Source organism: Vibrio fujianensis (genome assembly GCF_002749895.1).
In the GTDB taxonomy this organism is placed as follows: Bacteria; Pseudomonadota; Gammaproteobacteria; order Enterobacterales; family Vibrionaceae; genus Vibrio; species Vibrio fujianensis.
This window is the reverse complement of sequence record NZ_NBUS01000039.1, coordinates 148,953-150,595: the sequence shown is the minus strand read 5'-3', so window position 1 is coordinate 150,595 and position 1,643 is coordinate 148,953. Positions and strand designations below refer to the sequence as shown.

Annotated in this window: 2 protein-coding genes; both read left to right on the top strand. The window is 43.2% G+C overall.

The window, feature by feature from the left end:
• The first annotated feature begins 65 nt into the window (after positions 1-65).
• A complete protein-coding gene (locus B7C60_RS05475) occupies positions 66-1,196 on the top strand; it encodes a glycosyltransferase family 4 protein (RefSeq protein ID WP_099610787.1) in 1,131 nt (376 codons plus the stop codon).
• On the top strand, positions 1,193-1,643 hold a 451-nt coding region (locus B7C60_RS17950), incomplete at its 3' end, for a sugar phosphate nucleotidyltransferase (protein ID WP_245868610.1). The genes B7C60_RS05475 and B7C60_RS17950, both read left to right, overlap by 4 nt.

Genomic DNA, 1,643 nt, shown 5'->3' with positions numbered 1-1,643 from the left:
AAACGAGATTGGTCGTCGCAGTTGTGGAGCGTTCTAATGTTCCAATTATGGCTTGAGAAAAACAAATGAATAAAATAGTTTTTGTGGTTAATAATGCCGCTTACTTTCTATCGCATCGCAAGCCAATTGGCTTAGCTCTGCTTTCTAGAGGTGATGAGGTGCATGTTATTGCGCCGGGTGAGTGCCCTGTTGAACTTTCTGAGGCTGGTTTTAACTATCATTCTGTGGAAATGTCGCGTAAGGGCATGAACCCTCTTGCTGAACTGTCTACGATTTTTGCTTTGCATCGTTTATTTAAAACAATACAGCCAGATTTAGTGCATTTGGTGACGATTAAACCCTATTTGTATGGTGGTATTGCAGCACGTTCAGCGAAAGTTCCTTCTGTTGTTTCTGCAGTTGCAGGTTTAGGTATTTTGTTTTCGGCTCAAGGTTTAAAAAATAAGGTTATAAAATCTATTCTTTACCCTATGTATCGTTTTGCTTTTGGACATAACAACCAAGCTGTTATTTTTCAAAATACTAACGATCGTGATTTGTTAGTTAATTGGGGGGTGTTGCAGTTTAAAAAGTCTCGTTTGATACGTGGTGCAGGTGCTGACTTATCGGTTTATCCTTACTTACCAGAACCGGATGGTCTGCCAATTATTTCTTTCGCAGCAAGGCTGTTAAAAGACAAAGGCGTTATTGAGTTTGTAGAAGCCTCGCGGATACTAAAGGCGCGTGGTATTAAAGCTCGTTTTTGGTTAATTGGTGATCCAGACCCTGGTAATAGCAATACGGTAACACAAGAACAGCTTGATCAATGGCAAGCGGAAGGATTAGTTGAGTGCCTTGGCTATAGAACGGATATAGCCAATCTTTTTTCTCAATCTAACATAGTGTCTTTGCCTTCCTATTATGGTGAAGGATTGCCTAAAGTATTGATAGAGGCCGCGGCATGTGGTCGTGCTGTAGTCACCACTGATCATCCAGGCTGTCGAGACGCCATAGAGCCTGATACGGGAGTATTGGTATCAATAAAAGATTCGACTGCATTGGCGGATGCAATTGAGCGCCTTATTAAAAGTCCTGATTTGCGGAAATCAATGGGATTAGCTGGTCGTAAGCTTGCTGAAGCTGAATTTAGTATCGAAACAGTTGTCAACCGCCACTTAGAAATATATGGTGAGTTAACTTTAAAGGATGATAAATGAAAATTTGCCCTGTTGTGTTGTCTGGTGGTGTTGGTAGCCGCCTCTGGCCTTTATCCCGTGAGCACTTTCCTAAGCAGTGCTTGAATCTCACAGATTTGTTGTCTTCTTTATTGCAGCAAACCCTAGTGAGAACGAATCATCTTAATGTTCAGTCACCGCTTGTGGTGTGTAATGACGATCATCGTTTTCTCATTGCCCAGCAGCTTCAGGATATGGGTGTAACAGGCGCTAAAGTGATGCTGGAACCAGTAGGGCGCAATACCGCCCCTGCAGTGGCATTAGCCGCTTTTGAAGTGTTGCAATCAGATAACGAAGACGTTTTGATGTTGGTTCTTCCTGCCGATCATGTGATTCGTGATACGGCCGCGTTTGAAAAAGCCATTGCGCAAGCCAAAGTGCTAGCGGAAGCAGGCGGCTTAGTCACCTTTGGTATCACACCAACGCGCG